General features: G+C 70.5%; 21 protein-coding genes. 7 read left to right on the top strand and 14 right to left on the bottom strand.

From position 1 onward, the window contains the following. From AB0M01_RS10385 to AB0M01_RS10360, 6 genes are all read right to left on the bottom strand, one after another. Complete coding sequence (locus tag AB0M01_RS10385) at nt 1–1,197, bottom strand: molybdopterin molybdotransferase MoeA (RefSeq protein ID WP_363667688.1); 1,197 nt, start codon at nt 1,195–1,197, stop codon at nt 1–3. Further along, complete coding sequence (locus AB0M01_RS10380) at nt 1,197–1,418, bottom strand: formate dehydrogenase subunit delta (protein ID WP_363667686.1); 222 nt, start codon at nt 1,416–1,418, stop codon at nt 1,197–1,199. Before AB0M01_RS10380 ends, AB0M01_RS10385 begins: the two co-directional genes overlap by 1 nt. After that, nucleotides 1,418–4,228 (bottom strand): formate dehydrogenase subunit alpha, encoded by a 2,811-nt coding sequence (gene fdhF, locus AB0M01_RS10375; RefSeq protein ID WP_363667684.1) that lies wholly within the window; start codon nt 4,226–4,228, stop codon nt 1,418–1,420. Before fdhF ends, AB0M01_RS10380 begins: the two co-directional genes overlap by 1 nt. Next, a complete protein-coding gene (locus AB0M01_RS10370; protein ID WP_363667682.1) occupies nt 4,225–5,784 on the bottom strand; it encodes an NADH-ubiquinone oxidoreductase-F iron-sulfur binding region domain-containing protein in 1,560 nt (519 codons plus the stop codon). Before AB0M01_RS10370 ends, fdhF begins: the two co-directional genes overlap by 4 nt. Continuing rightward, nucleotides 5,781–6,275 carry an NAD(P)H-dependent oxidoreductase subunit E gene (locus AB0M01_RS10365; RefSeq protein ID WP_363667680.1) on the bottom strand — a complete coding sequence of 165 codons (495 nt, stop codon included), beginning with the start codon at nt 6,273–6,275 and terminating at the stop codon, nt 5,781–5,783. Before AB0M01_RS10365 ends, AB0M01_RS10370 begins: the two co-directional genes overlap by 4 nt. A 119-nt stretch (nt 6,276–6,394) precedes the next feature. After that, nucleotides 6,395–7,300 carry a GntR family transcriptional regulator gene (locus tag AB0M01_RS10360; protein WP_363667678.1) on the bottom strand — a complete coding sequence of 302 codons (906 nt, stop codon included), beginning with the start codon at nt 7,298–7,300 and terminating at the stop codon, nt 6,395–6,397. 92 nt (nt 7,301–7,392) lie between these two features. On the opposite strand from AB0M01_RS10360, the gene AB0M01_RS10355 reads away from it, so the two are divergent. Beyond that, nucleotides 7,393–7,902, top strand: a complete 510-nt coding sequence (locus AB0M01_RS10355; RefSeq protein WP_363667676.1) for a GNAT family N-acetyltransferase — start codon at nt 7,393–7,395, stop codon at nt 7,900–7,902. Continuing rightward, on the top strand, nt 7,899–8,780 hold the full coding sequence (locus AB0M01_RS10350) for an alpha/beta hydrolase (protein WP_363667674.1): 882 nt from the start codon (nt 7,899–7,901) through the stop codon (nt 8,778–8,780). Before AB0M01_RS10355 ends, AB0M01_RS10350 begins: the two co-directional genes overlap by 4 nt. On the opposite strand, the gene AB0M01_RS10345 is transcribed toward AB0M01_RS10350, so the two are convergent. From AB0M01_RS10345 to alr, 3 genes are read right to left on the bottom strand one after another with little or no spacing between them, the layout of a single operon-like run. Next, a complete protein-coding gene (locus AB0M01_RS10345) occupies nt 8,738–9,373 on the bottom strand; it encodes a M15 family metallopeptidase (protein ID WP_363667672.1) in 636 nt (211 codons plus the stop codon). The genes AB0M01_RS10350 and AB0M01_RS10345 overlap by 43 nt on opposite strands. Next, nucleotides 9,354–10,328, bottom strand: a complete 975-nt coding sequence (locus AB0M01_RS10340; protein ID WP_363667670.1) for a D-alanine--D-alanine ligase family protein — start codon at nt 10,326–10,328, stop codon at nt 9,354–9,356. Before AB0M01_RS10340 ends, AB0M01_RS10345 begins: the two co-directional genes overlap by 20 nt. Beyond that, nucleotides 10,325–11,470 (bottom strand): alanine racemase, encoded by a 1,146-nt coding sequence (gene alr, locus AB0M01_RS10335; RefSeq protein ID WP_363667668.1) that lies wholly within the window; start codon nt 11,468–11,470, stop codon nt 10,325–10,327. Before alr ends, AB0M01_RS10340 begins: the two co-directional genes overlap by 4 nt. 184 nt (nt 11,471–11,654) lie before the next feature. Between alr and AB0M01_RS10330 the strand changes: the two genes are divergently transcribed. After that, entirely contained in the window at nt 11,655–12,200 is a 546-nt protein-coding gene (locus AB0M01_RS10330; protein ID WP_363667666.1) for a CGNR zinc finger domain-containing protein, read from the top strand. On the opposite strand, the gene AB0M01_RS10325 is transcribed toward AB0M01_RS10330, so the two are convergent. The 5 genes from AB0M01_RS10325 to AB0M01_RS10305 all read right to left on the bottom strand — a co-directional run bounded on the left by AB0M01_RS10325 (nt 12,187) and on the right by AB0M01_RS10305 (nt 16,431). Then, nucleotides 12,187–12,849 carry a GNAT family N-acetyltransferase gene (locus AB0M01_RS10325; RefSeq protein ID WP_363667664.1) on the bottom strand — a complete coding sequence of 221 codons (663 nt, stop codon included), beginning with the start codon at nt 12,847–12,849 and terminating at the stop codon, nt 12,187–12,189. The genes AB0M01_RS10330 and AB0M01_RS10325 overlap by 14 nt on opposite strands. Nucleotides 12,850–12,891: 42 nt before the next feature. Then, nucleotides 12,892–13,986 carry an ROK family transcriptional regulator gene (locus AB0M01_RS10320; protein WP_363667662.1) on the bottom strand — a complete coding sequence of 365 codons (1,095 nt, stop codon included), beginning with the start codon at nt 13,984–13,986 and terminating at the stop codon, nt 12,892–12,894. Nucleotides 13,987–14,718: 732 nt separating this feature from the next. Continuing rightward, nucleotides 14,719–15,423 carry a GAF and ANTAR domain-containing protein gene (locus AB0M01_RS10315; RefSeq protein WP_363667660.1) on the bottom strand — a complete coding sequence of 235 codons (705 nt, stop codon included), beginning with the start codon at nt 15,421–15,423 and terminating at the stop codon, nt 14,719–14,721. Nucleotides 15,424–15,543: 120 nt separating this feature from the next. Beyond that, on the bottom strand, nt 15,544–16,014 hold the full coding sequence (locus AB0M01_RS10310; protein ID WP_363667658.1) for a nuclear transport factor 2 family protein: 471 nt from the start codon (nt 16,012–16,014) through the stop codon (nt 15,544–15,546). 105 nt (nt 16,015–16,119) lie between these two features. After that, nucleotides 16,120–16,431: a hypothetical protein gene (locus AB0M01_RS10305; protein ID WP_363667656.1), complete on the bottom strand. Its 312-nt coding sequence runs from the start codon at nt 16,429–16,431 to the stop codon at nt 16,120–16,122. A gap of 138 nt (nt 16,432–16,569) precedes the next feature. On the opposite strand from AB0M01_RS10305, the gene nhaA reads away from it, so the two are divergent. From nhaA to AB0M01_RS10285, 4 genes are all read left to right on the top strand, one after another. Further along, nucleotides 16,570–18,462 carry a Na+/H+ antiporter NhaA gene (nhaA, locus tag AB0M01_RS10300; protein WP_363667654.1) on the top strand — a complete coding sequence of 631 codons (1,893 nt, stop codon included), beginning with the start codon at nt 16,570–16,572 and terminating at the stop codon, nt 18,460–18,462. A 79-nt stretch (nt 18,463–18,541) separates the two neighbouring features. Further along, nucleotides 18,542–18,997, top strand: coding sequence for a rhodanese-like domain-containing protein (locus AB0M01_RS10295; protein ID WP_363667652.1), 456 nt, complete (start codon nt 18,542–18,544; stop codon nt 18,995–18,997). Between the two features lie 94 nt (nt 18,998–19,091). Then, nucleotides 19,092–19,475 carry a helix-turn-helix domain-containing protein gene (locus AB0M01_RS10290; RefSeq protein WP_363667650.1) on the top strand — a complete coding sequence of 128 codons (384 nt, stop codon included), beginning with the start codon at nt 19,092–19,094 and terminating at the stop codon, nt 19,473–19,475. Next, the gene (locus tag AB0M01_RS10285; protein WP_363667648.1) at nt 19,468–20,730 is read left to right on the top strand and encodes a HipA domain-containing protein; all 1,263 of its coding nucleotides are present in this window, start codon (nt 19,468–19,470) and stop codon (nt 20,728–20,730) included. The genes AB0M01_RS10290 and AB0M01_RS10285 overlap by 8 nt, the downstream gene beginning before the upstream one ends. The last annotated feature ends 5 nt before the right edge of the window (nt 20,731–20,735 follow it).

Genomic DNA, 20,735 nt, shown 5'->3' with positions numbered 1-20,735 from the left:
TCAGCACGGCCAGGGCGCAGCGCCCGGGTCGAGCGACAGCAGCCGGGCGGCGATTGCTGTGGTCGGGCCCGGCTCGATGATCGCCAGCGCGTCAGCCGCGGCGGCGCCTCGGAGCATGGCTGAACCGGCGTGGCCCACCGGGACCGCGCCCTCGGGGGTGACGCGGACGGGGACCAGGCGCGTGCTCGTGGGGTGGCCCGCCAGGCCGCCGGGGATGGGGGCTACGGGCAACGTGGGGAGCGCGAGGGCGCGCATCCGGTGCAGGGCGGCGACGCCGAGGGTGAGGAACGCCGTGAGGGCGGCGAAAGGGTTGCCAGGGAGACCGACGACCAGGCGGCCGTCGTCGAGGCGGGCGAGCGCTTGGGGATGCCCGGGGCGGCAGGCCACGCCGTCGATGACGAGTTCAGCACCCAGAGCGGCCAAGCCGGAGCGGAGATGGTCGGCAGGTCCGGAGGCGGAGGAGCCGGAGACGAGGATGAGGTCGGCCTCGGTCTTCTCCAGGGCGTCGACGAGCGCCGAGCGGGTGTCCGGCAGGTGCGTGACCGCCGTACAGACGCCACCGGCACGCCCGATCAGGCCGGGGAGCATCGGGCCGATCGCGTCGCGGACGCGACCAGGGCCGGAGGCTCCGCGGACGACCAGCTCGTCACCGGTGACGAGCCCAGCGACCCGCGGCTTCGGGATCACCGTCAAGCGGTCGAGCCCGACCGCAGCCGCCAAACCGAGAACAGCTGGATCGATCCGCACCCCGGCCGGCAGCAGGACCTCCCCGGCCGCACACTCCTCACCAGCCCGCCGAATGTGCTGCCCGTCGACCACCCGCCCGAGCAGGTGATCACCGTCCCGAACAGCCCGCTCCTCCTGCACGACCCCAGTCGTCCCCGCAGGAACAGCCGCCCCGGTGACGATCTCGACAGCCTCGCCCTCCAGCAGCGACGCAGACACCTCCGAGGCGACCAGGACAGTCCCGACCACCTGCCAAGGCCCGTCACCTCGTACGGCGTACCCGTCCATCGCCGACCGATCCACCGGCGGTACGGCGACCGGCGACACCAGCGGCGTCGCGAGCGTCGTACCGTCGGCGGCGGACAGCGGCAGCGACCGCGGCGCCAGAGCCGCGGCCGCCGCATGGGCCAGCTCGCGGGCGACGTCCCAGGGCAGGGCCGCCGCCGCGTGCCGGTGACCGGGTCGGGCCACTACCCGGCCTTCAGCTGCTGGGCGGCGAGGGCCGCGACCGGGTCGAGGTCCTCACCGCCTGCCTCCAGGTGCGCGACCAGGGCGGACTTCATCCGCGGGTCCCAGACCGCCTTGATGTGGTTGGCGATCGAGGTCGCCGCGACCTCGGCCGGCTTGTGGGCGAACTGCCGGGCGATCTCGTTGGCCAGCCGGACGTGCGGCGGCAGGGTGGTCGCGCTCATCAGTGGCCCACCGAGACCTTCTCGCGCTCGACCGTAGACGGCTCGACGACCAGGTCGACCTGGACCGCGGTCACCTTGTACTCCGGGCAGTTGGTGGCCCAGTCGGAGTTGTCGGTGGTGATCACGTTCGCGCCGGTGATCGGGTGGTGGAAGGTCGTGTAGCAGACCCCGACCGGCATCCGCTCGGACAGCTTGGCGTGCAGCGTGGTCCGGCCGACCCGGCTGGACAGGGCCACCGTGTCGCCGTCCTCGATCCCGCGCACCTCGGCGTCGTGCGGGTGCAGCTCCAGGATGTCCTCCGGGTGCCACGCCACGTTCGCCGTCCGCCGGGTCTGCGCACCCACGTTGTACTGCGACAGGATCCGGCCGGTGGTCAGGATCAGCGGGTACTTGCGGGTCGACCGCTCGGTGGTGGGCACGTACACAGTCTCCATGAACCGGCCCTTGCCGCGGGTGAACTCCTCCTCGTGCATCACCGGCGTCCCGTCGGGGTGCTCGAGGTTGCACGGCCACTGGATCGAGCCGACCTCGTCGAGGCGCTCGAAGGAGACGCCGGTGAAGGTCGGGGTGGTGATCGCGATCTCGGCCATGATCTGCGCGGTGTTGTCGTAGTGCATCGGGTAGCCCATCGCCTGTGAGATCTCGCAGATGATCTCCCACTCCTGCTTGCCGGTCCGCGGCGCCATCACCGGGCGGACCCGGTTGATCCGGCGCTCGGCGTTGGTGAAGGTGCCGTCCTTCTCCAGGAACGACGTCCCGGGCAGCAGCACGTGCGCGAACTTGGCCGTCTCGTTGACGAACAGGTCCTGCACGACGAGCAGGTCGAGCGCACCGAGCGCCGCGAACACGTGCGCGGTGTTCGGGTCGGACTGGGCGATGTCCTCGCCCTGCACGAACAACGCCTTGAACGAGCCGTCGATCGCGGAGTCGAACATGTTCGGGATCCGCAGGCCGGGCTCGTTCAGCAGCGGCGTGCCCCAGAGCTGTTCGTAGACCTCGCGGACGCCGTCGTCGTTGACGTGCCGGTACCCCGGCAGCTCGTGCGGGAAGGAGCCCATGTCGCAGGAGCCCTGCACGTTGTTCTGGCCGCGCAGCGGGTTGACGCCGACGCCGGAGCGGCCGATGTTGCCGGTCGCCATCGCCAGGTTGGCCATCCCCATCACGGTGGTGGAGCCCTGGCTGTGCTCGGTGACGCCGAGACCGTAGTAGATCGCGCCGTTGCCGCCGGTCGCGTAGAGGCGAGCCGCCGCGCGGAGGTCGGCCGCCGGTACGCCGGTTACCTCCTCGACCGCCTCCGGGCTGTGCTCCGGGCCGGCGATGAAGGTCTCCCACTCCTCGAAGCCCTCGCAGCGGGCGTCGACGAACGCGCGGTCGACCAGCCCCTCGGTGACGACGACGTGCCCGATCGCGTTCACCACGGCGACGTTCGTGCCGGGCTGCAGCGCCAGGTGGTACTCGGCCTCGATGTGCGGCGAGCGGACCAGGTCGGTCCGGCGCGGGTCGACGACGATCAGCTTCGCGCCCTGGCGCAGCCGCTTCTTCATCCGCGACCCGAACACCGGGTGCGCGTCGGTCGGGTTCGCGCCGATCACCAGGATCACGTCGGCGTCGTCGACGGACTTGAAGTCCTGCGTCCCGGCCGACTCGCCGAAGGTCTGCTTGAGGCCGTAGCCGGTGGGGGAGTGGCAGACCCGCGCGCAGGTGTCGACGTTGTTGTTGCCGAAGACCGCGCGGACCATCTTCTGGACGACGTACACCTCCTCGTTGGTGGTCCGCGACGAGGTGATGCCGCCGATCGAGCCCTGGCCGTGCTCGGCCTGGATCTCGCGCAGCCGGCGCGCGGTGAAGCCGATCGCCTCCTCCCAGGAGACGGTCCGCCACTCCTCCTCGATCGAGTCGCGGATCATCGGCGCCAGCACGCGGTCCGGGTGGTCGGCGTACCCGAAGGCGAACCGGCCCTTCACGCAGGAGTGGCCCTCGTTGGCGCCACCGTCCTTGTACGGGACCATCCGGACCAGCTCGTCACCGCGCAGCTCGGCCTTGAACGAGCAGCCGACCCCGCAGTACGCGCAGGTGGTGATCACCGAGCGGGTCGGCATGCCGAGCTCGACGACCGACTTCTCCTGCAGCGTCGCGGTCGGGCAGGCCTGCACGCAGGCGCCGCAGGAGACGCAGTCGGACTCCATGAACGAGACACCGGCGCCGGCGGCGACCTTGGAGTCGAAGCCACGGCCCTCGATGGTCAGCGCGAGCGTGCCCTGGACCTCGTCACAGGCGCGGACGCAGCGCGAGCAGGCGATGCACTTGGACGCCTCGAAGTCGAAGTACGGGTTGGAGTGGTCGGTCTCCAGGTCCATGTGGTTCGCGCCGGCGTCCACGCCGGAGCCGTACCGGACCTCGCGCAGGCCGGTCACGCCGGCCATGTCCTGCAGCTCACAGTCGCCGTTGGCCGAGCAGGTCAGGCAGTCCAGCGGGTGGTCGGAGATGTACAGCTCCATCACGCCGCGGCGCAGCTTGCCGAGCTTCTCGTTCTGGGTCCGGACCACCATGCCCGGGCCGACCGGCGTGGTGCAGGAGGCCGGCGTACCGCGGGCGCCGTCGATCTCGACGACGCACAGCCGGCAGGAGCCGAACGCCTCCAGGTTGTCGGTGGCACAGAGTTTCGGGATGTCGACACCGGCCTGCTTGGCCGCGCGCATCACCGACGTACCGGGTGGGACGGTGACGGCGATCCCGTCGACGGTCAGCTCGACCGTCGCTTCGCCCTTTCGAGCGGGAGTGCCGAAGTCGGGTTCCTTGAGCAGGGTCATGCGTCGAAGTCCTCTCCGAAGTGGCGGACAGCACTGCGTACCGGCAGCGGGGTGAGTCCGCCCATCGCACAGAGCGAACCGTCGGTCATCAGGTCACACAGGTCGTCCAGCAGGACGAGGTTCTTGCGCCGGTCCTGGCCGGCCACGATCCGGTCGATGGTCTCGACACCGCGGACCGCGCCGACCCGGCACGGGGTGCACTTGCCGCACGATTCCTCCGCGCAGAACTCGAACGCGAAGCGGGCCATCGCAGCCATGTCGACCGACTCGTCGAAGACGACGATGCCGCCGTGGCCGACCATCGCGCCGGCCGCGGCGAAGGCCTCGTAGTCCATCGGCAGGTCGAACTGGCTGACCGGCAGGTAGGCCCCCAGTGGCCCACCGACCTGGACCGCGCGGACCGGGCGGCCGGAGGCGCTGCCCCCGCCGAGGTCGTTGACCAGCTCGCCGAGGGTGATCCCGAACGCCGTCTCGACGACACCGCCACGGGCGATGTTGCCGCCGAGCTGGAACACGCTCGTCCCGAGCGACCGGCCGACACCGTACGCCGCGTACGCCGCGGCGCCGTTGGCCAGGATCGTCGGGATGGTGGCCAGCGACAACACGTTGTTCACCACGGTCGGCTTGCCGAAAAGCCCTTCCAGGGCAGGGATCGGGGGCTTGGCCCGGACCATCCCGCGCTTGCCCTCGAGGCTCTCCAGCATCGACGTCTCTTCACCGCAGATGTACGCACCCGCGCCGACCCGGACCTGCAGGTCGAAGGTGAGACCCGAGCCGAGGATGTTCTCGCCGAGCCAGCCGTTGTCGCGGCACGTCACGATCGCCGCGTTCAGCGCCTCGACGGCGTCTGGGTACTCCGAGCGCAGGTACACGTAGCCCTCGGTGGCGCCCACGGCGTACGCCGCGATCGTCATGCCCTCGATCAGCACGAACGGGTCGCCCTCGATCAGCATCCGGTCGGCGAAGGTCCCGGAGTCGCCCTCGTCGGCGTTGCAGCAGACGAACTTGAGGTCGGACTCGGCGCCGAGCACCGTGCGCCACTTGATCCCGGTCGGGAAGCCGGCGCCGCCGCGGCCGCGCAGGCCGGAGTCGACGACCTCCTCGACCACCTCGGCCGGTGTCATCGTGAGCGCCTTCTTCAGCCCGGCGAAGCCGTCGTTGGCGGTGTAGTCGTCGACCGAGCGCGGGTCGACGAGGCCGACGCGCTGGAAGGTGAGGCGCTGCTGCCGCTTCATCCACGGCAGGTCCTCGACCAGACCCAGGTACGGGCCCGCTGTCGGGTCGTCACCGGCCGCGGCCAGCGCGGCGCCTTCGAGCATGCCCGCGGCGACCAGGCCGTCGACGTCCTCGGGGGCGACCGGGCCGTAGCCGACGCGGCCCTCGGCGGTCTCGACCTCGATCATCGGCTCCAGCCAGAGCATGCCGCGGGAGCCGTTGCGGACCAGCTCGATCTCGGTCCCGGCGGCGCGAGCCGCGGCCAGCACCCGCTCGGCGACCTCGTCGGCGCCGACCGACTTGGCCGCCATGTCGCGCGGCACGAACACCTTGGTGGTCATCGGGCCTCTCCCAGGATCGCGTCGAGCCGGGCCGGCGTGACCCGGCCGTGGACCTTGTCGCCGACCTGGACGGCCGGGCCGAGCGCGCAGTTGCCGAGGCAGAACACCTCGTCGACGGTCAGGCGGCCGTCGTACGTCGTCTCGCCGAAGCCGAGGCCGGTCGTGCGCTTGGCGTGGTCGGCGAGCTCGACACCGCCGACGGACCGGCAGGCCTCGGCCTGGCAGATCCGCACGGTGGTGCGGCCGCCGGGCTCGCGCCGGAAGTCGCGGTAGAAGGTGACGACGCCGTGGACCTCGGCCACCGACAGGTTCAGCACGTCGGCGATCACCGGCACGTCGGTCTGGCTGACCCAGCCGAACTCCTCCTGCACGGCGTGCAGGATCGGCATCAGGGCACCGCGCATTCGGCGACGTTCGGTCGCGATCTCGCGGACGCGTTGGGGGCGCCCGGCACCGGGCACAGGGGCGGAATCCGTGACAGGCATCGTCATGCAACCACGGTCCCTGCCCGCAGGGCTGGGGTCAAAGCAATGCTGCCTATCACGTGATAGGCAGCTGCTATCAATATCCAGTATGCAGGGGCCGGTATTTAGAGCACAGTATGATGCCCTTAATCGCCGGAACGCAAGGGATCCTCAAGCAGGGCAGCGAATCCGTCCAGGTGCCGGGCCAGGCTGTAGGCGAACAATCCGTCCAGATCGGCCACGGTCTCGTCGGAAACCCTGGCCAGCAAGGGAAACTGCCCACTGGTGAGCAGCTCGCCGGCGCGTTCGCGCTGGTCGAGCGCCCAGAGCTCGAGGGTCACGCCGGTCTCCTGCTCGGCCTCGACCTCGTCCGCTCGCGCGAGTGCGGACGAGACCACGAGTGCGTGCAGCGTCAGCGCTTCTCGCATCCTCGTCGTCATCGACAGGTTCAATCCGTCGAGCGCGGCGAGGGTCCACTCGGTCTGCGCCATCATGTTCGGCGCGAGCAGCGGGCGGGTGAAGGAGACAGCGCGCGGCAGCCAGACGTGCCGGTGGCACAGGGCCCACTGCTCGGTGGCGAGTAGCTCGAGCTTCGCCCGCCACCCGTCGGGGCCCGGCGTCGGCAGCTCGATCTCGCCGAACACCTCGTCGGCCATCTGCGTCGTCAGCTCGTCCCGGCCGGCCACGTGCCGGTACAGCGACATCGGGCCGACCTCCAGCTCGCTCGCCAGCCGGCGCATCGAGACCGCGTCCAGCCCCTCCCGGTCCGCGATCCCGATGGCGGCGCGCAGCACCCGCTTGCGGTTCAGCCCCACGCCGGTACGCCGAACACGCGGCGCCGCCGCGCGCACGACGGTCCCGGACCCGACCTTGGACTCGACCAGCCCATCGGCCCGCAACGCCGCGAGCACCCGGCTCGCGGTCGCCGCCGCCACGCCGTACTCGCGAGCGATCTGCCGCACCGACGGCACCCGCTGCCCGGGCCGCAGCTCCCCGGCCAGGATCGCCGCCCGCAGCCCGGCCACGATCCGCTGGTACGGAGGCTCGGTCATGCCGTGAAGTGTACTAGTCCACCGGAACACTTGTGGTCGCCGATTCTCCTGCAGGCGTTGGGCTGCTGAGCAGGCGAAAATACGGTGTACGCATGGTGTCAGAGACGCAGGAACACGACCTCGCGGTGGAGATTCTCACCGCCGCCTTCGCCGACGATCCGCTGGTCCACTGGCTCTTTCCCGATCCAGCCGATCGAGACCACCGGCAGGCACGCTTCTACCGCGCCCAACTGCCCTTCGCGCAGACCCACGTGATCGGCACCGAAGCCGCGGCCCTGTGGCTGAAGGTCCTTGCTCCGGCGCCCGCGCCGGACGGCGACGGCCGGCTGCAGGAGCTCGGCCGCGCCCTGGCCGGACGTCATCCCCGGGAGCCGCACCTCTACCTGTCCTGCATGGGAGTGATCCCCGGACGGCGAGGTGCCGGGCTCGGGTCGGAGCTGCTGCGCGACGGGCTGGAGGGTGCGGAGCTCGGGGTCTACCTGGAGGCGAGCTCGCCGCGGAGCCGGGATCTGTATCTGCGCCACGGGTTCGCTGACCTGGGTGAACCCGTACAGGTGGCGGACAGTCCGCTGCTGTGGCCGATGTTCAAGGAGAACCGATGACCGACCAACCGACCGTGATCGTTGTCCATGGCACCAATTCCTCGTCGTACTGGTGCGCGGGGCTGGTGCGTGAGCTGACCCTGCGCGGTGTGCGGAGCGTCGGGGTGGATCTGCCGGGGCACGGCGACGAGGCGTTCTACCCGCGGGCCTACCAAGCACCGCAGGACCTGGAGGCGCTGGCCGTCGAGCCGTCGCCGTTGGCAAAGGTGACCGTGGAGGACAACGTCGCGCGCGTCGTCGAGACCGTACGGCGGGTGTCCGGGCCGGTGATCCTGGCGGGGGCGAGTCAGGGTGGCGTCACCCTGAGCCGGGTCGGGAACGAGATCCCGGAGCTGCTCGATCGGGTCGTTTACCTGGCGGCGTACTGCTGTGTGGACCTGCCGAACATGGTGAGTTACCTGGAGACGCCGGAGAACGCCGAGAGCCTGCTGCCGTTGATCCAGGCGGCGATCGTCGCCGATCCCGCGGTGCTGGGGGCGACGCGGGTGAACTGGCGGTCCGCGAACCCGGCGGTGTTCGACGCGGTCAAGCGGTGCCTGGCCGGCGACTTCACCGACGAAGGGGTCAGCCGGCTGCTGAACATGCTCGAACCGGACGAGTCGGCGAGCATCCCGCTCACCGAAGCGCGCGGCCGGGCCGAGACGTGGGGAAGGATTCCCAGGACCTACGTGCGCTTCACCCAAGACCGTCTGATCCCGCTCGCGCTGCAGGACCGCTTCATCGCCGAAGCCGACCGGCTCACCCCGGACAACCCGACCGACGTGCGCAGCATCGACGCGCCGCACGTCGGCCCGTTCGACCGGCCGGACCTGGTGGAGATCCTGGCCGGCCTGGCTCAGCAGTGCGGGGAGAGCACCGGGCGCTCGACCGGCCCGTAGATCGCATGCGGCTGCTTCTCGGCGTACGCCCAGTAGCGGTCGCCGAACGACCAGTGCCACCACTCGGTCGGGTAGTTCACCAGCCCGGCCGCAGTCAGTACGTCGGCCAGCAGCGCGCGGTTGTTCCGGGCCTCCCGGCTGATGTTGGCCGCGTCGAAGAAGCACGCGCCGTCGGACTGCTCGGGGGTCGCGTCGATCGGCGTCCCCAGGTCGAACGGCCCGTGCTCGCCGACCAGCGTCAGGTCGACCGCGGCGCCCGCGACGTGCGGCGCGACCTCGACCGGCGAGACGAAGCGGCTGGCCAGGACGTGCACGTCGGCGTCGGAGATGCCCGGGTGCAGCTCGGTCAGCTCGGCGCGGTAGCCGTCGTAGATCTCCTGCTGCAGCTTCAGCTCGCGCAGCCCCTCGACGACGTACAGGCGGATGCCCGTCGGCAGGAAGCTGTCCGCGATCGCCAGCCGGTCGGCGAGACCGTCCCGGACGAACTGGCGGTCGCGGGCGAGCACGCCCCGGCCGTACAGGTCGACCAGTGCTTCGCCGCTCTCGATCGCCGGGATCCGGGTGATCCGTTCGTCACTCAGCAGCACGGGCACGCGCGGTCTCCAGCAGGTTCTGCACGACATCGGCGTACGACATCCCGGCGGCGGCCCACATCAGCGGGAACTGCGACGCGGGTGTGAAACCGGGGAACGTGTTGATCTCGTTGACCACCGGGCGGCCGTCGGCCGGCACGAAGAAGTCGACCCGGGCCAGGCCCGCGCAGCCGAGCGTCTCGAACACCTCCACCGCCGTACGCCGAAGCGTCGCGGCCAGATCAGCGTCCAGCGGAGCCGGTACGGCGAACTGCTCGCCCGCGCCCTCGGAGTACTTGGCGGTGGTGTTGAAGAACGGCTGCTCCGGGGTGCTGTGGATCTCCAGCGCCGGCCCGGCGTCGACCCGGCCGTCGGGGAACTCCATCACCGCGAGGTCGATCTCGCGGCCCCGCATCTCCTGCTCGACCAGCACCTGGCCGTCCAGCCCGGCGGCCAGCACGATCGCCTCGGCCAGCGCGGCCGCGTCGGTCACCCGCGTCACGCCGTAGCTCGAACCGCCGTTGCCCGGCTTCACGAAGACCGGGAACTCGATGCCGGCCTCCTTCAGCTGCTGGTGCGCGGCCTCGGGGTCCCGCAGATCGGCGCCGTGCAAGGTGATCCCGGGCGTGACCGGCAGACCGTACGCGCGCAGCACCGCCTTCGTCATCGGCTTGGCGAGCCCGACGGCGCTCGCGGCGACGCCGCTGCCGACGTACGGGACGCGGAGCTGGTCGAGGAAGCCCTGGATGACACCGTCCTCACCGCCCTGACCGTGCAGGGCCGGTACGGCGACGTCGCAGTCCTGCAGCAGCTCGATCGCCTCGTGCTGACCGTCGCGCCAGCTGCCGTCGCGCTCGATCACCAGCTGGACGACCGAGTGGCCGAGCTCGGTGGCCGCGGCGGCGATGCCGTTGCCGCTGGCCAGCGACACCTCGTGCTCGGGGCTGACGCCGCCCATGATCACTGCGACCTTCACCGGGTTGCCTCCTTGTAACGACGCGGCACCCGGGACCCGAGGCCGGTGTAGATCTCGTGCGGGATGGTGCCGGCCCACTGCGCCCAGTCGGCCGCGGTCGGCTCGCCCTGGTCGCCGGGGCCGAAGACCACCACCGGCTCGCCGGGCTCGACCGGCAGGTCACCGGCGTCGACCAGGAACTGGTCCATCGCGATCCGGCCGCGGACCGGCATCCGGACGCCGCGGACCAGCACGGAGGCCTCCGTGTCCGCGCCTGCGCCCCCGGCTCCGGCGGAGCGGGGGATTCCGTCCGCGTACCCGAGCGGAATCAGCGCGATGGTGGTGTCGGTCGGAGTCACGTAGGAGTGGTTGTACGAAACGCCTTCACCGGCCCGGATCCGGCGGACCTGCGCGACCTTGGTGACCAGCTGCATCGCGGGCCGCAGCCCGGCACCCATCTCGTCGATGCCGTACAGACCGGCGCCGATCCGGACCAGGTTGCAGTCCGGTGCGTCGAGGGTGAGCGCACCGGCCGAGTTGGCCAGGTGGATGACCGACGGTTCGAGCCCGGCTCGCCGGGCCAGTACGACGCCCGCCCGGAGCAGCTCGAGCTGCCGACGGCTGTGCGGCGCGGCGGCATCGTCGCCGTGCGACAGGTGCGACCAGATGCCGCGCACCTTGATCGCGCCGAGCGCCTCGTAGTGCGCGGCCGCGCGGGTCAGCTCGATCCACTGGTCCGGTGTACTGCCACCGCGGTGCAGACCGGTGTCGAGTTTGAGGTGAACGTGGTGCACGCTCGGCGCCGAGACCACCTGCTGCAGCTCGGAAACCGTTGCCACACTGACGTCGACGTCGGACAGCCACATCAGCTCGGTCGCGTCGTACAGCCAGGCGAGGATCGGGACCGTCAGGCCGGCGGCGCGCAGCTCCAGCGCCTCGTCGGCGCGGGCGACGCCCAGCCAGGTCGCGCCCGCATCGACCGCGGCCTTGGCGATCTGGACCGCGCCGTGGCCGAAGCCGTTCGCCTTCACGACCGCCATGATCGCCGTGCCGGGCCGGAGCTGTCGCTGGTAGTGGCGAACATTCGCCCGGACCGCGCCGAGGTCGATCGCCGCCTCCGCCAGGCCGATCACGGCCCGCGGTGGACTCTGCACCAGGTTCATGCCGACCATTGTTGTAGTTGGCAACGAGGTGCACATCCGATCGAGGTCGGAGGTTTCCGGGGCCCCGGCTACGACCCTGGTAGCATGCCGGGCCCTCCGCAACCGTCCCTTAGGACGAGTGCGGCCACGATCCGGGCGGTGTCATCGGTCATTGGTCGTTGATCCGGGCCGCTAGGGTTGTCCGGTGCCGGACACCGATCATCTGAGCGACTCGTTCCTCGCCGCCGTGGCGCTGGCGAACGTGTTCGGGTCCGGGTTCGCGCAGGGAAGGGCCCGGCCGGAGGGGGACGAAGCCGGAGTGGTCGCTTCGTTGCGGCTGACCACGCGGCGGGTGCCCGAGATCGATCTGCCGACCTTCGCCGAGGGTGGGCGCGAGCTGTACGGCGTACTGCGGCTGCTCGTCGACGACGACGTGGACGCCGCGGCCGATGGTGTGAACGCGATGCTCGAACGGACGATGGCGACGCCGCGACTGGTCCGCGAAGGAGACCAGCCGTGGCACCTGCACTTCGCCGGAACCGGTGTGTCCGTTGCGATCGGGTGGCTCGCCGAGTTCGCGACGGCGGTCGCGCGGGTGATCGGGAACGACGCGTCGCGGCTGCGTGGCTGTGAGGCGGAGCGGTGCGACAACCTGTTCCTGGACAGCACGCGGAGCCGGACGCAGCGGTACTGCTCGACGGCCTGCCAGAACCGGACGAAGGTCGCCGCGCACCGGGCTAGGCGGCCGTAGCCGTCAACATGGTTGCCTGAGGCACCCATCCGAGCCGGCGGTAGAGGGCGGCGCCGTCGACGGTCGCCATCAGGAGGCCGGTGGTCGCGCCTCGTTCCCGTGCGCGTTCGGCGAGTGCGCCCATGACGATGCTGCCGAGACCCTGACGGCGGTACGCCGGGTCGGTGTGGATGTCGTGCATGACGGCGTCGAGGTTGGTGATGGCTGCCATGCCTCGGGCGGCCTCTGTGGTGGGCGTTTCGTTTCGATCGCCGGACGCGGCGTCTTCTTGCCAACCGGGGATCCGGACGCGTTCGAGCGGGCCTTCGGTGGATTTCAGCACCGTGTGTCGGTGGGTCGGCACGGGGTGTGCGCGGAGTTCGATGGTCATCAGGAGACGGCGCTCGGGGAAGAGCGTGAGGCCGCCGTCGGTGAGCTCGGCGGCGGCTTCGTCGGGTGTGTTGGTGGTGACGGTCAGCCAGGTCGGCCGGGCGGCGTTGCGGGCCTCGTCGATCCACGGCGCCGGGTCGGCGTCGGGGCGGACGAAGAACTCGCGGTCGCGGTGCGGGAGGTTGAGGGTGACGTCGAGCGCAGTGCTGCGGTCGGCGGCGGGTTCGAGGCCGCGGCACAGACCCCAGCCGTACTGCCAGCGGCGGAGCAGATCATCCATGGGTAACTGTCTATCACGAGATAGATAGTTACGACAGGGGTTTCAGCTGCCGAGGACGAAGGTCTGGATGGCGATCACGGCGGCGCCGCGGGCCCACTCGTTGAAGCTCGCGTCGAGCAGCACGATCGGGGGATCGGTCGCCTCCGGGTGGCGGTCGAAGTGCAGGCCGTCGAGGAGCGCGTCGTGGGCGATCTCGACCAGGCGGACGCCCTCGCCGCCGAGGACGACGCGGTCGGGGAGCGTGAAGTTCGCCGCGGCCGCGACGAGGCGGCCGAGGGCGTAGCCGGCGCGGTCGATCAGGGGCTTGGCGGTCGGGTCGCCTTGGGCGGCGAGGTCCAGGCACTCGTCGTACGAGAGGTCGCGGCCGAGGGCCTCGCTGACCTGGCTGATGATCGCGTCGGTGGTGAGGATCGTGCTGGCACAGCCGACGTGGCCGCGCTCGCAGCGCAGGCCGTCGGCGAGCAGCGGCTGGTGGCCGATCAGGCCGAGGCTGGCGTCCGGGCTGTCGACGATCCGGTCGTGCACGACCAGGCCGAAGCCGATCCCGGCGCCGATCGTGATCAGGCAGAACCGCTCCGCCCCGCGCCCCGCGCCGAACCAGTGCGTCGCCTCGGTCAGCGCGGTCAGGTCGTTCGCGACCACCACCGGGACGTCGGTGTGCGCGGCGAGCAGGTCGCCGAGCGGTACGTCGTACCAGTCGAGGAAGGCACTGGAGCGGACCTGGCTCTTGTTCACCACATGCCCACCGAGCGAAACCCCGAGCCCGCTCAGCTCTGTTTCGGGCTGGTACGCCGCCAGCGTCTTCGTCAGCTCAGCCACCGTCGCCGCCACCGCTTGCGGACTGTGCTCCAGCAGCGGCAGGTCAGCCGTCGCGATCACTTCAGCTCTGAGCGTCGTCAACACTCCCACGGCGTGATCCCCGGTCAGCTTGATCCCCACGAAATGATGCGCCGCCGCGACCACGTCGAGCGGCTGCGAAGGCCGCCCCACCCGCGGATCACTCGGCCCCGCCGACACCTCGACCAGCAACCCCGACTCCAGCATCGGCTTCGTGATCCGCGTCAAACTCCCCGGCGACAACCCCACCCGCCGCGACAACTCAGCCCGCGACAACGGCCCGTCCAGCAAGATCTCCAACCCAACCCGCTGCGCCGGCCCCACCAACGGCTCCCACCCACCCGCCACCAGCCCACCCCCGTCCACAGCTCGATCTGCACGGCAGAATACGCAATCCTCTGTCGGCGCCTTGCCAGTTCCACCCGCCGGGCACCGCCGGAGTCGTCGGTGCTCGCCACACACCGAGCACCGACGACACCCGCCGCTCGCGATCCGCCGAGCACCAACGGCGCCCTCACCACTCACCACCAGCTTCCACGCCGGCCGGCGATCATGCGGCCGACAAGGTCGGCTTCGGCTGAGGCCGCGCCGGCCGGGAAAGGCGGAGTGGCACGCTCGGCCCTTCGGCCCTTCGGCCCTTCGGCCCTTCGGCCCCTCGGCCCCTCGCTGTCCCTTGGCTGCGCTTGGGTGCCGGGTGCTGCGCCCAGGGCCTTCGTTGCGATCGGCTGGCCTCGGCACCTGCAGGCGACCATGCGGCCGACAAGGTCGGTACGGGCTAAGGCCGCACCGGCCGGGAGAGCGCTGAGTGGTCCGCCCGAGGCATCGCTTCGCTCGCCGCCAGCGGGGTGCCCGCGGAGCCGCGGCGGAGACAGCAGGTGCATCCCCGCCGAGTGAAGCGAAGGCGGCTGCGAGCACTCCGCCTTTTCCCGGCCGGTGCGACCTCAGCCCGAGCCGACCTTCTCGGCCGCATCGCAGCGGCGGTCGAGGGGCACCTCGCCGGCGTACCGAGCGGTGCAGCAGCCGGCGTACGTACTAGTGGGGCAGTTTGCGGGTGTCGATCAGGTGTTGGGCGACGTCGCGGAGTTTGGTGTTGGTGTCCTGGGAGTAGCGCTTGAGGATGGCGAAGGCTCGGTCGCCGTCGACGTCGAAGCGTTCCATCAGGATGCCCATCGCCTGGCCGACGAGTTTTCGGGCGTCGACGGCCTGGGCCATCGTCTCCTCGTGGCGGGCGGTGGCGACGGCGACCGAGGCGTGCCGGGCGAGGATGTGGGCGATCGCCTCGTCGTCGGCGCCGAAGGCGTCGGGGTCCGGGCTGTAGAGACCGAGTACGCCGACCGACGCGCTGCTCCCGGTGCCGGTGGTGAGCGGGACGTCGAGGACCGAGCGGACGCCGAGCTGGGCGACCCGGGCGGTCCATTTCGGCCAGCGGGTGTCGGTGGAGGTGTCGCGGATCAGCACGTTCGAGCGGTCCCGCAGTGCGGTGACCAGCGGGCCGTCGCCGTCGTCGATCTGCAGCTCGTACACCTCGGCGACGACCGGGTCGGTGACCGCGGCGATCTCCGGCCGGGAGCCGCGCCGGTGCAGCGCCACCCCGGCGTACGTGCAGTTCAGCGCCTGCAGCGCGAACTGCACCACCGCGTCGATCGTCTCCTCGATCCCGGGCGCGTCGTGCAGCTCGACGGCGAGCTGGGCGAACGCGTCGGCCGACGTCGTCGCGGCGTGGTCGAACTCAGCCATCCGGGCTCCAGACATGGGTCAGTGTCAGGGCACCCCGAGGCTGGAGTGTTCCACAGTGCACATCATGCAGGGTGCGGCCGGAAATCCCCTAGCCGGGCCGATGTCAAATGTGTGTTGAGATCACAGCCCGAGGTCGGTCAACCCCGGGTGGTCGTCGGGCCGCGGTCCAGGAGCGTCCCAGTGGAACAACCGGTCGGTTTCCTCGATCCGCTGGTCGTTGATGCTGGCCTTGCGGACCCGCATCAGCCCGTGCTCGTCGAACTCCCAGTTCTCGTTGCCGTGCGACCGGTACCACTGCCCGTCGGCGTCGCGGCACTCGTACACGAACCGCACCGCGATCCGGTTCCCGGTGTAGGCCCACAGCTCCTTGATCAGCCGGTAGTCCAGCTCGCGCTCCCACTTCTGGGTCAGGAACGCGACCACCTCGGCGCGGCCGGTGACGAAGGTGTCCCGGTTCCGCCAGGAGGTGTCCTCGGTGTAGGCCAGCGAGACGGCCTCGGCGTTGCGGCTGTTCCAGCCGTTCTCGGCGGCGCGCACCTTCTGGGCCGCGGTCTCGGCGGTGAACGGCGGCAACGGCGGACGGTCATTCATCGGAACTCCTCGGATCGACTGACAACCCCTGGAGTACTGTATACAAACTCGTTCGCGGTTCAACCACCGTCAGTGGCGCAGATCTCCCCGCGATCGCGTCAGTGGTCAGGCCGGCCGCTGCTCCACCCGGCACTGCGGCCCGCCGGGCCCGGTCTCGCACACCAGTACGGCGTCCGCCGGCGACTCCGGGTGCCGCCACGGCATCACGGCCTCTCCCGCGAGCAGCGCCTCGAGCGTCTGCATCTCCGGGTCCCGGACCTCCGGGTGGTGCTTGTACCCCGCGGCGCCGAGCGCCAGCGCGGCCGCCATCCCCAGCAGGTTCACGTCGTTCGGCAGCTCCGGGGCGACCGATCCTTCGGCCGGCTCGAGCCGGAGCCCGCTGCCGGGCACGTCCACGATCCGCGCGACATAGGTCATGGGCCTGAGCGTAGACCGAGCCTTTTGGGTTCTGCATCCCAGTGGGCGACCCTGAGCCGCTGCGGGTGCCGCCGGATGCGATGCTGACCCTCGTGGAGTCCTACGCCGTACGCCGGCCGACCGGGCAGGGGGACTGAAGTGTCCGAGCCGACTTCGCGACTGTCGGGGCGGTCGTTGTGGACCCGGGGGATCGCGACGCCGATGCGCTCGTTCCTGCGGACCGAGGCGGGCAGCTCCGGCGTGCTCGCGGCGGCGATCGTGCTCGCGCTGCTCTGGGCGAACCTGATGCCGGACACCTACGAGAGCTTCTGGCACACCGACTTCTCGCTGAAGCTCGGTCAGGAGGAGCTCAGCCTCGACCTGCGCGAGTGGATCAACAGCGGTCTGATGACGCTGTTCTTCCTGGTCGTCGGGCTGGAGGCGCGGCGCGAGTTCGACCTGGGCGACCTGCGCGAGCGGAGCCGGTTCGTGCTGCCGGTGGTCGCGGGCGTCGCGGGGATGATTCTGCCGATCCTGGTCTTCGTCGCCTTCAACGCCGGCGGCGAGGGCTCGCACGGCTGGGGCGTCGCGATGTCGACCGACACCGCGCTGGCGCTCGGCCTGCTGGCGCTGGTCGGCCGCGGCGTACCGGACCGGGTCCGCGTCTTCCTGCTCACCGTCTTCGTGGTCGACGACCTGATCGCGCTGCTGGTGATCGCGATCGTCTACAGCGAGAACATCGCGATGATGCCGTTGCTGGCGGCAATCGTGGCCTTCGGCATCATCTTCGCGCTGTCACTGGCCGGCGTCCGGAACCCGTTCTTCTACGTGTTCCTCGGCATCGTGACCTGGGCGGCGCTGCTCACCTCCGGGGTCGACCCGGTCGTCGCCGGGCTCGCGATCGGGCTGACCGCGCCGGCGTACTCGCCCGGCCGGGACGACCTCGAGCAGGCCAGCGGGCTGTTCCGGCTGTTCCGTGAGCAGCCGACGCCGGAGCTGGCCCGCAGCGCGACGCTCGGGGTGACCTCGACGCTGTCGCCGAACGACCGGCTCCAGCACTTCTACCACCCGTGGACGAGCTACCTGATCGTCCCGCTGTTCGGGCTCGCGAACGCCGGGATCAGCATCCACCCGGACTTCCTGGCCCAGGCCTACACGTCGCCGATCACGCTCGGCATCATCCTCGGCTACACGTTCGGCAAGCCGATCGCGGTGACGGTCAGCTCGTGGGCGCTGAACAGGTTCACCAAGGGCCGGGTGAAGCCGCTGGTCGGCTGGGTCGGCGTACTGGGCAGCGGGACGATCGCCGGTATCGGGTTCACCGTGTCGTTGCTGATCGCAACGTTGGCGTTCGAGGGCGACGCGCTGGCCGAGGCGAAGGTCGGGCTGCTGTCGACGCTGGTGATCGCGTCGGCGGTGACCTGGACGGTGTTCCGGGCGGCGAAGCTGCTGTCGCCGCCGCAGAAGGCGGCCGCGCTGCTCGGCGACGCCGAGCAGCTGATCGATCTCGTCGACGAGGTCGACCCCGACAACGACCACGTCCGCGGCCCGGCGACGGCGTCGGTGACCCTGGTCGAGTACGGCGACTTCGAGTGCCCGTACTGCGGGCTCGCGGAGACCGTCGTACGGGATCTGCTGAAGGACGACGACCTGCGCTACGTGTGGCGGCACCTGCCGCTGACCGACGTGCACCCGCGGGCGCAGATCGCCGCCGAGGTGTCGGAGGCGGCGGCGGCCCAGGGCGCGTTCTGGGAGATGCACGACCTGCTGCTGGCCAACCAGGACAAGCTGCAGCCGAGCGACCTGATGCGGTACGCCAAGCAGCTCGGCCTGGACGACGACCGGATCCACGACGAGGTGAAGCGGCACGTGGCGGCCGGCCGGGTGGCGCGCGACGTCGAGACCGCCGACCTGAGCGGGGTGTCCGGGACACCGACGTTCTTCATCAACGGCCAGCGGCACTACGGCGCGTACGACATCGAGACGCTGACCAAGGCGATCAAGACGGCGCGGGCGCGGGCGATGGTCGCCGAGATGAATGGCGGGAATTAGCGGTACAAGGTCGTTTCTGCCACTTTTCTGTGGTGTCGCGCGTCGGCGACGCTGGGGACTCCCTAGGTGAGGAGTCCCGATGTCAGCAGTCCTGCAGGTCCCGCCGGCCCCGTCCGAGACCGCCGTCGCCCACTTCGCCGCCCGCCTGGCCTTCGAGACCGACTGCTCGGACGTCGCCACCGACATCGGTGCCGGCGTCGGCGGCTGGGCACTGATCGACACCCGCAGCCAGGAGAGCTGGGACCAGGGCCACGTCCCCGGCGCGATCCACCTCCCCACCCGCGAGATCCAGGCCCGCGCGGCGACCGTCGTACCGGCCGGGCTCCCGGTCGTCACCTACTGCTGGGGCCCGGGCTGCAACGGCGCGACCCGAGCCGCCCTCGAGTTCGCCCGCCTCGGCCACCCGGTCAAGGAGATGCTCGGCGGCTTCGAGTACTGGACCCGCGAAGGACTCCCGGTGGAAACCGCCGAGGGCACCAGCCGCCGAGCCGTCGACCCCCTGGTCGCACCGCGCGGGGTCGCCTGCGCCTGCTGATCATGTCCTCGAACAAGGACACTTACGCATTGTCTTCGAACGTGGACACTGGCAAACTGTCTACGTTCGAGGACAATGCGAGGAGGTGTCCGCGGTGGCCGAGATCATCATCAGTGATTGGACCAAACTGGGGTCCGCCCTCCATGCGGCGCGGCACCGGCAGCGACTGAGTCAGGAGGAGGTCGCGCAGCGCGCTGGAGTCTCGCGTTCGTGGCTGGCCAGAGTCGAGGCAGGACACCGCGGGGTTGAGTTCGAGCAACTTCTGCGCCTCGTGGAGGCGCTCGGCCTGAGCCTGGCCCTGACCGACTCCAAGACCGCGAACAGAGCAGTCGATGCCGAAGGTCTCGAAGCAGCCCGGCTGATCGCAGCGACCTACCCGGACGCAGACAAACGGTTGCGCCAACTGGGCGAGGCGGAGGCAGAGGCACGTCGCCGTTCATGGGGGATCCAGCCGGCCGCGGAGCCTGACGATGAGTGACCGGCTGGCTGTCCTGTTGTACGGCGACGTGGTCGGTCACCTCGACCGGACCGACGAGCGGTCCGCGGCGACCTTCGGCTACACCGACAGCTATGCCAGCCTCGGCGAGGTCGCTCTCACCGCACGTCTGCCGCTCGCAGTCACGACCTTCCCCGGCTCGCGGACCGAGCCCTATCTGCGCGGCCTGCTGCCCGAGAATCCGGCAACGCTCGACCTGTGGTCGCGCAGGCTCGGGACCGGCCCGGACGACCTGTTCGGCATTCTGGCGGCGATGGGCTGGGACTGCCCGGGAGCGGTCCAGTTCAGCGAGCCCTCCCGTGTTGACGAGTTGCTCACCCGCGGGTGCGAGTACGAACCGGTGACCGACGCGGAGATCGGGGAGCGGCTGCGGGCACTGGCGACGCGGCCGGCGTCCTGGACCATGCCTGACGAGCGCTGGTCGCTCGGCGGGCAGCAGGAGAAGTTCGCCCTCGCCCGGATCGACGGGAAGTGGCACACGGCGTACGGCTCAGCCGCGACGACTCACATCGTCAAGCCGGGGATCCAGGCACTGTTCCATCAAGCGCTGGTCGAGCACGCGACGATGGCCGCGGCGGCCGCGATCGGCGTCGACATCGCGCGCAGCGAGCTGAAGCAGTTCGACGACCAGTGGGCGATCGTCGTCGAACGGTTCGACCGAACCACGGATCCGGCGCGGGCGGTGACCCGGATCCATCAGGAGGATTTCTGCCAGGCGCTGGGTCGGATGCCTGCCCAGAAGTACGAGTCGCGGGGAGGCCCGGGGCTGCGGGACATGGTTCGGCTGCTGAAGCGCGAATCGACAGTGCTGCTTGACGACCTGCTGGCGCTCGCGGACTTCGCGATCATCAACCTGGTGGCCGGTGCCCCGGACGGTCATTCCAAGAACATCTCCCTGCTACGGGCACCGGGACGGACCTGGGTTGCGCCGCTCTACGACCTGGCCACAGGGCTGGCGTACGAGAACGAGCAAGTCGATCGAAGTGTCGCCCTGTCGATCGGCGGCGTGCGGCATCCGGCGCAGATCTTCGCCAAGCAGTGGGACAAGGCGGCCGCGGTTCTGGGCCTGGACCCCGACTTGGTTCGTTCGCGGGTCGGCAACCTCGCGGCGGCCTTCCCCCAGGCTTTCGCCGATGCGTTGACGATGCTCGGAGATGCTCCTGGAGCCGTGGAGGTCGCCGATCGTGGGCTGCCGGCTGTCCAGCGTCACTGCGATCTGGTGCTCAGCCATCTCTGATCTTG

Origin of the sequence: Kribbella sp. NPDC051770 (assembly GCF_040681455.1) — a bacterium.
Classification (GTDB): Bacteria; Actinomycetota; Actinomycetes; order Propionibacteriales; family Kribbellaceae; genus Kribbella.
Note: the sequence above shows the minus strand (reverse complement) of the source record. Positions and strands in the feature narration are given on the sequence as shown.

Excerpts from the sequence above, each read along its gene's own strand:
- AB0M01_RS10360 (WP_363667678.1), bottom strand. The coding sequence starts at position 7,300 with ATGACCGAGCCTCCGTACCAGCGGATCGTGGCCGGGCTGCGGGCGGCG.
- AB0M01_RS10285 (WP_363667648.1), top strand. The coding sequence starts at position 19,468 with ATGAGTGACCGGCTGGCTGTCCTGTTGTACGGCGACGTGGTCGGTCAC.
- AB0M01_RS10315 (WP_363667660.1), bottom strand. The coding sequence starts at position 15,423 with ATGGCTGAGTTCGACCACGCCGCGACGACGTCGGCCGACGCGTTCGCC.
- AB0M01_RS10355 (WP_363667676.1), top strand. The coding sequence starts at position 7,393 with ATGGTGTCAGAGACGCAGGAACACGACCTCGCGGTGGAGATTCTCACC.
- AB0M01_RS10380 (WP_363667686.1), bottom strand. The coding sequence starts at position 1,418 with ATGAGCGCGACCACCCTGCCGCCGCACGTCCGGCTGGCCAACGAGATC.
- AB0M01_RS10350 (WP_363667674.1), top strand. The coding sequence starts at position 7,899 with ATGACCGACCAACCGACCGTGATCGTTGTCCATGGCACCAATTCCTCG.
- AB0M01_RS10305 (WP_363667656.1), bottom strand. The coding sequence starts at position 16,431 with ATGACCTATGTCGCGCGGATCGTGGACGTGCCCGGCAGCGGGCTCCGG.
- alr (WP_363667668.1), bottom strand. The coding sequence starts at position 11,470 with ATGAACCTGGTGCAGAGTCCACCGCGGGCCGTGATCGGCCTGGCGGAG.
- AB0M01_RS10370 (WP_363667682.1), bottom strand. The coding sequence starts at position 5,784 with ATGACCACCAAGGTGTTCGTGCCGCGCGACATGGCGGCCAAGTCGGTC.
- AB0M01_RS10365 (WP_363667680.1), bottom strand. The coding sequence starts at position 6,275 with ATGACGATGCCTGTCACGGATTCCGCCCCTGTGCCCGGTGCCGGGCGC.
- fdhF (WP_363667684.1), bottom strand. The coding sequence starts at position 4,228 with ATGACCCTGCTCAAGGAACCCGACTTCGGCACTCCCGCTCGAAAGGGC.
- AB0M01_RS10295 (WP_363667652.1), top strand. The coding sequence starts at position 18,542 with ATGTCAGCAGTCCTGCAGGTCCCGCCGGCCCCGTCCGAGACCGCCGTC.
- AB0M01_RS10310 (WP_363667658.1), bottom strand. The coding sequence starts at position 16,014 with ATGAATGACCGTCCGCCGTTGCCGCCGTTCACCGCCGAGACCGCGGCC.
- AB0M01_RS10325 (WP_363667664.1), bottom strand. The coding sequence starts at position 12,849 with ATGGATGATCTGCTCCGCCGCTGGCAGTACGGCTGGGGTCTGTGCCGC.